The 6,012-nt window shown below is 65.9% G+C and carries 6 protein-coding genes; all 6 read right to left on the minus strand.

Annotated elements, in window-relative coordinates:
* On the minus strand, nt 1–860 hold an 860-nt coding region (locus ACIPIA_RS08870; protein WP_400508655.1), incomplete at its 3' end, for a LysR family transcriptional regulator.
* Nucleotides 861–934: 74 nt separating this feature from the next.
* Nucleotides 935–2,365 (minus strand): amidohydrolase family protein, encoded by a 1,431-nt coding sequence (locus ACIPIA_RS08875; RefSeq protein WP_400508657.1) that lies wholly within the window; start codon nt 2,363–2,365, stop codon nt 935–937.
* A gap of 169 nt (nt 2,366–2,534) precedes the next feature.
* Entirely contained in the window at nt 2,535–3,407 is an 873-nt protein-coding gene (locus tag ACIPIA_RS08880; RefSeq protein ID WP_400508659.1) for a polysaccharide deacetylase family protein, read from the minus strand.
* Between the two features lie 83 nt (nt 3,408–3,490).
* Nucleotides 3,491–4,330: an ABC transporter substrate-binding protein gene (locus tag ACIPIA_RS08885; protein WP_400508661.1), complete on the minus strand. Its 840-nt coding sequence runs from the start codon at nt 4,328–4,330 to the stop codon at nt 3,491–3,493.
* A gap of 17 nt (nt 4,331–4,347) precedes the next feature.
* Nucleotides 4,348–5,166 carry an amino acid ABC transporter ATP-binding protein gene (locus ACIPIA_RS08890; RefSeq protein WP_400508663.1) on the minus strand — a complete coding sequence of 273 codons (819 nt, stop codon included), beginning with the start codon at nt 5,164–5,166 and terminating at the stop codon, nt 4,348–4,350.
* 11 nt (nt 5,167–5,177) lie between these two features.
* Nucleotides 5,178–6,011 (minus strand): amino acid ABC transporter permease, encoded by an 834-nt coding sequence (locus ACIPIA_RS08895; protein WP_400508665.1) that lies wholly within the window; start codon nt 6,009–6,011, stop codon nt 5,178–5,180.
* Nucleotide 6,012 lies beyond the last annotated feature (1 nt).

Below are 6,012 nucleotides of genomic sequence, written 5' to 3' on the forward strand. Positions count from 1 at the left end.
ACCTCCCGCAGAAAGGCTTCCGCAGCGCGCGAGATCGGCCGCTTGCGGGAGCGCACCGCCGACGCCCGAACCTCGGATGCGGGCGCGAAGCGCCGGATGGCGAGGTCGTAGTGTCCGCTGAAGACGGGAGACAGCGGGTCGACCACAGCGACGCCGACGCCGCTTTCCGCCAGGACGCATGCCGTATTGCAATAGCGGACCTCGACGGAGAACCTGAACGGTGCCCCGGCCTGGGCAAAGGCGTTGCGGACGATCGTGCCCATGCGCGTGCCCTGCTCGAGCGCGATGTAGGGGACGTCGCGCAGATCCTCCGGCGAGATGACCTGCTTCTCGGCGAGAGGGTGGTCCGGACGCATGACGCAGACCATGTCTCCGGTGAAGAAGGTCTCGCCGGCCAGCCCGCGATCATCGTCCAGGCCCATGACGAAGCCCAGTTCCGCGGTCCCGTTCTCGACGCTCTCGACGACATGTTCGAAGCGCCGGACGTCAAAGGAGACCCGGACTTTCGGGCGCTTCGCCAGATAGTTGCGGAGAGCCGTTGGCAGCACGCCGTAGCCCAGAGGCGGCGTCGCAATGATGCGGATATGGCCCGCCCGGTTCTCCTTGATGTCCTGCACCTTGGCCTCGAAGGCGGCATGCAGGGCGAAGATCGGTTCGGAATCCTTGTAGAGCGAGCGGGCCTCGGCGGTCGGAAAGAGCCGGTTGTTGACGCGCTCGAACAGCGGGAAGCCGATCTGGCTTTCGAGATGCTTGATCGCGTTGCTGACCGCCGGCTGCGACAGCCCCAGTTCCTGAGCGGCGCGGACCGTGGTCTCGCAGCGAACCACGGCACGGAGGAGCTCGATCTGGCGGAGGTTCATATGCGCTCTCCGAATAGCATCGCGGCATCCTATTCGGCTGGGAAATCATAGGCCACCCCCCTGCCCGCGCGGTCTCAGGCCCAGCGCAGGCTTGGCGGCGAGAGTTCGTCCACGGAGCGCCCGGCCCAGTCGAGCGAGGCAGCCTTGGCAAGCGCACGCCGCTGTGCCTGCTCCAACCCGTCGGATGCAGCCTGGTAGTCCATGGTGAGAACCCTTCCGTCGGCGACCACCTGCCTGCCCTGTACGAAGACATGAGAGACCGCCCGGTCGGCGGCGGCGTTGATCAGGCTCTTCAGCGGATCGCGCGTCGGACGCATCATCGGATGTGTCAGATCGACCATGACGAGGTCCGCCTGAGCCCCTTTCGCCAACCGGCCGATGTCGTCGCGCCCGAGCAGCCTGGCGCCGCCCAGCGTCGCGGCGCGGAAGACCTGCCCCGTCGTTACGACGGCATGGCTCTCCCCGCTGATACGCGCATAGACGCCGGCATGGCGCAGTTCCTCCAGCATATTGTGGGGGAAGGTGTCGGTGCCGATGCCGATATTGACGCCCGCCTCGAGATAGCGGCCGAGGTCGCGCAGCGTGAAGCCGCGGCGGCCGAAGACGGTCGGGCAATGCGCCACCGAGGTGCCGCTCTCGGCGAGACGCGCGAGGTCGGTGCGGGTCGGCCAGCGCACCCAGGGATGGTCGTCGAGGAAGATGGCATGGGCTATCGAGGCGCTCGGCCGCAGAAAGCCGACGCTGTCCAGCCACTGGACCGGCGAGAGCCCGCTGCGGCGGACCATCTCGTGGAACTCGCTGATCGACTGGCCGGCATGGGTCTGGATCGGGATATTGCGCTCGGCTGCAGCCGCGATCGAGGCGCGGAAGAGCTCCTCGGTGCAGGTGTCGATCTGGGCCGGGCAGGCTAGCCCGGAGAGCCGGCCGGATTCATGGGCCAGGGCGGCGTCCATGATCGCAAACGCCTCTTCCATCGCCTTGCGGCCGGCCGCGTCGTCGAGTTCGTAGTCGACCGTATAGCCGTTGCGCGTGAACCAGCGTCCGTTGCGGTACATCGGCGCCATCACCATGCGCAGCCCGCTCGCGGCCGCACGGTCGAGCCAGCCCTCGCTCGCGAAGGAGAGATCGACCAACGTGGTGACGCCGGACATCAGCAGCTCCGACCAGGCGACATGGTTGAGGTGCGGAATGCCCTCCGCATCGGCGCGGAACAGCCAGAGGAATTCGTAGAGCGAGGAATTGTAGAGCTTCGGTGAGCCGACCTCGTCGGTCATGCCCTTGTTGCCGGGCTCGCTCGACGGGTGCGAGTGGATGTCGACCAGGCCGGGCATGACCATGAAGCCCTTGCCGTCGATCTCGCGCGTGACCTCGCCGGCATAGCCCTCGCCGAGATGCAGGATGCCGGCGGTATCGAAGACGACATCGAGATTGCGGCGATAGACATGGTCGTCCACCGCCGGATCATAGGCGATGACGATGTCGGCGTTGCGGATGCGGGTGGTCATGGCGCGGTCTCGTACAGCGGCGTTCGACGGGGCTAGCCTTCATCCTGGGGAGGCCGGAACGGCCGTCTCGGAGGATGCTCCAGATGCTGCCTGAACCTGCTGGAACATCCTTCGAGACGCGGACTGACGTCCGCTCCTCAGGATGAGGGCTGAAGGCTGGAAGGTGGCGTCAGCCAGCCTTTTTCTCCTGCGCGAGGAAATGCTCGGCGATCTCCTTGCCGGTCGCGATCCAGACGTCGCCATAACCGCGGGCGCGGGCGAGGAAATCGCGCATGATGCCGATCCGCATCGGGCGGCCCGAGACCTGCGGATGCATCACCATCGAGACGAGGCCGCCCCACTCGCGCGTCTGGTCGAGTTCGTCGTTCCAGATCGAGAGCACATGCTCCTTCGGGAACATCGGGCGCGGGCTGAAGCGCTGCGACAGCCCATAGAGCCAGTCGTCGAAGGACATGTTGACGGGCAGCTCGACCGGCCCCCTCGAGCCGTCGCGCAGCTTGTGGCGATAGGGGCGGATGTCGTCGCGGAAGGATGAAGAATAGACGATGCCCTTGTCGCGGAGATAGCCGAGCAGTTCGTCGTAATTCTCGCCCGAGGGCGCACGATAGCCGACCGGCGTCACGCCGAGGATGCGCTTGAAGATATCGAGCGTCTTGTCGATCTCTTCCTTGTCGGCGGCGAAGTCGCCCGGCTCCGGCCGCTTGTGCGAATAGCCGTGATGGCCGACCTCGTGGCCATCCCTGACGATCGCCTCGCACATCGCCGGATGGACCTCGACGACCCAACCGGGGATGAAGAAGGTCGCCTTGATCTCGACCGAGCGGAGATAGTCGAGGATCTTCGGAACCCCGACCCGCTCCTCGTAGCCGCCGAAGGAGAGCGTCACCAGCCGGTCGGTGTTCTTGGCGTCGTATTGCAGCCACGCCGTCTCTGCATCGACGTCGAAAGCGGGGAACACCGCGCATCGATAGCCCTTCGGCCAGGGATAGTCTGGCGCGGGGTCAGCGGGATTGGCGGCACGATGGGGGAAATCTGTGAGCATCGAAGACATCTTTCGCGAGAGGCCCCGACGGATGGCAAAGGCCGCCGGGAGAACGATTTGTGTTTTACTTCAGCGAGTTGGGTTCAGTTCCTGGCTTCGCCGTTGATCATCAGCCTGTCGACCTTGGCCTCGCCCAGTTCCCACTTCTTCAGCACGGCAGCGTAGGTGCCGTCGGCCAGCATCTCGGTGAAGGCCTTGGCGACCGCGTCCCTCAGCTCGGTGTCCTTCCTGGCGAAGGCCAGGCCCTGATAAACCGTGGTGAACGGTGTCCCGAGGACCGCGTAGCTGCCGGGTTCCTGGTTCATCAGGTAAGGCAAGGTCTCGCTGCCCTGCACGGCGGCGTCGAGGCGCTTCTGCCTCAGCTGCGTGCGCGCATCGGCGGAGCCCTCCGTGCCGACGATCTGGAGCGCCGGCTTGCCCTTGGCCTCGCAGTTCTCCTTGCTCCAGCCCTCCATCTCCTTCGGGAAGGATGTGCGGCGGCTGGCCCCGACCTTCTTGCCGCAGAGGGCGGCGAGGTCCCTGAACTCGTCCTTGCGGTCGGCATTGGTGTAGAACTGCGCGCCCGAGGCGAGATAATCGACGAAATCGAGGCTCTCGCGCCTTCCGGGCAGATCGCTCATGCCGGACAGGATCATGTCGACGCGGCCGGTGGTCAGCGCCGGGATCATGCCCTCGAAGCTGATCTCCTCCCACTTGATGGCGATGCCGAGCTTCCGGGCCAGCGCATTGCCGAGGTCGATGTCGAGGCCGGTCAGCGTGCCGGTCTTGGGATCCTTGAACTCCAAGGGCGGGTAGTTCGGCACGTTGGCGACGGAAAGCGTCTTCTTCTCCAGGATGCGAGCCGGCAGGCCCTGGGCCTGGGCCAGGCCAGCCGCAGCACAGAGCGCGATGGCCGACAGGCCGAACAGGATGGATTTCGACATGCTCTTCCCCGTTTTCGTTAGTGACGGACGGCCTTGATGAAGGCGCGGGTGCGCGCCTCCGTGGGATCGACCAGTACGGCGCGCGGATCGCCGATCTCGACGACCTGGCCCTGGTCCATGAAGGCGACCCGGTGGCCGACATCGCGCGCGAAGCCGAGTTCATGGGTGACGCAGATCATGGTCATGCCGGTGTCGGCGAGGTCTCGCATCACGCGCAGCACCTCGGAAACCAGTTCGGGGTCGAGAGCCGAGGTCGGCTCGTCGAAGAGCAGGAGTTCGGGGCGCATGGCGAGCGAGCGGGCGATGGCGACGCGCTGCTGCTGGCCGCCCGAGAGCTGGGAGGGATAGGCGTCGCGCTTGTCCGCGAGCCCCACCCGTTCGAGAAGCGCGAGCGCCCGCGCCGTGGCCTCGCCGGCAGGCTCGCCGAGCACCTGCACCGGTCCTTCGATGATGTTCTGCAGGGCCGTCAGATGCGGGAACAGGTTGAAGCGCTGGAACACCATGCCGATCGAGCGGCGCTGGCGGGCGATGGCCTTGTCGTCGAGTTCGTAGAGCTTGTTGCCCTCGCGATGATAGCCGACGCGCTCGCCCGAGACCCAGAGCGCGCCGCCATCGATGCGCTCGAGTTGGTTGATGCAGCGCAGGAAGGTGCTCTTGCCCGAGCCCGAGGGGCCGATGATGCAGAGCACCTCGCCCTTCGGAATGGCGAGATCGATGCCCTTGAGCACCTTGAGCGTGCCGAAATGCTTCTCGACCTTCTGTGCGATGACGAGCGGGGCACCGGCCGCAAGGTGGTCGGGATCGGTCGTCCGGATCCTTGGGAGGGTGTCGTTCATGGCCCCTCTCCTCAGCGTTGCGCCGGCGCGGCGACGCCGCGGGCGTAATAGGCCTCGATCCGCCCCTGGATCAGGCTGAGGATGGTGACGACGATCACGTACCAGATCGCCGCCACGATCAGCAGTTCGATGACCCGCGAATTGGCGTAGTAGATGTTCTGCGCGCTGTGCAGGATCTCGGCGAACTGGATCACGCTCGCGAGCGAGGTGAGCTTCACCATGCCGATGAACTCGTTGCCGATGGGCGGCACGATCACGCGCATCGCCTGGGGCATGATGATCCGCCGCAGCAGCTTGAGGCGCGTCATTCCGAGCGTCTGCGCCGCCTCGTACTGGCCGTTGTCGACGGAGAGCAGCCCGGCGCGCACGACCTCGGCGGTGAAGGCGCCCTGCTGGATGCCGAGGCCGAGCAGCGCCGCGACGAAGGGCGTCATCACATCGACGGTCTTGAACGCGAACAGGCCGGGTATGCCGATCGTCGGGAAGACCAGCGCGAGGTTGAACCACAGCAGCAATTGCAGGAGCGCCGGCACGGCCCGGAAGAACCAGATGTAGCCCACGGCCGTCTTCGACAGCACGGGATTGGCGGAAAGCCGCATCACCGCGAAGACCACGCCGAGCGTGATGCCGAGCAGCATCGCCAGGATCGCCATGACGATCGTGTTGACGAGGCCATGCAGGATGGCGTCGACGGTGAGGAACTCGGCAACGTAGTTCCACTCGATCTGTCCGACCGCGAAGGCGCGCACGATCGCGGCCAGCGCAAGGCAGACGATCGCCGCGCCGATGATCCGGCCGAAATGCCGGCGGGGAACGATGATGAGGTTGTCGGATTCTGCGATCATC

This window comes from Allobosea sp. CER48, from assembly GCF_044752385.1.
Taxonomy (GTDB): Bacteria; Pseudomonadota; Alphaproteobacteria; order Rhizobiales; family Beijerinckiaceae; genus Allobosea.

Excerpts from the sequence above, each read along its gene's own strand:
- ACIPIA_RS08875 (WP_400508657.1), bottom strand. The coding sequence starts at position 2,365 with ATGACCACCCGCATCCGCAACGCCGACATCGTCATCGCCTATGATCCG.
- ACIPIA_RS08880 (WP_400508659.1), bottom strand. The coding sequence starts at position 3,407 with ATGCTCACAGATTTCCCCCATCGTGCCGCCAATCCCGCTGACCCCGCG.
- ACIPIA_RS08885 (WP_400508661.1), bottom strand. The coding sequence starts at position 4,330 with ATGTCGAAATCCATCCTGTTCGGCCTGTCGGCCATCGCGCTCTGTGCT.
- ACIPIA_RS08890 (WP_400508663.1), bottom strand. The coding sequence starts at position 5,166 with ATGAACGACACCCTCCCAAGGATCCGGACGACCGATCCCGACCACCTT.
- ACIPIA_RS08895 (WP_400508665.1), bottom strand. The coding sequence starts at position 6,011 with ATGATCGCAGAATCCGACAACCTCATCATCGTTCCCCGCCGGCATTTC.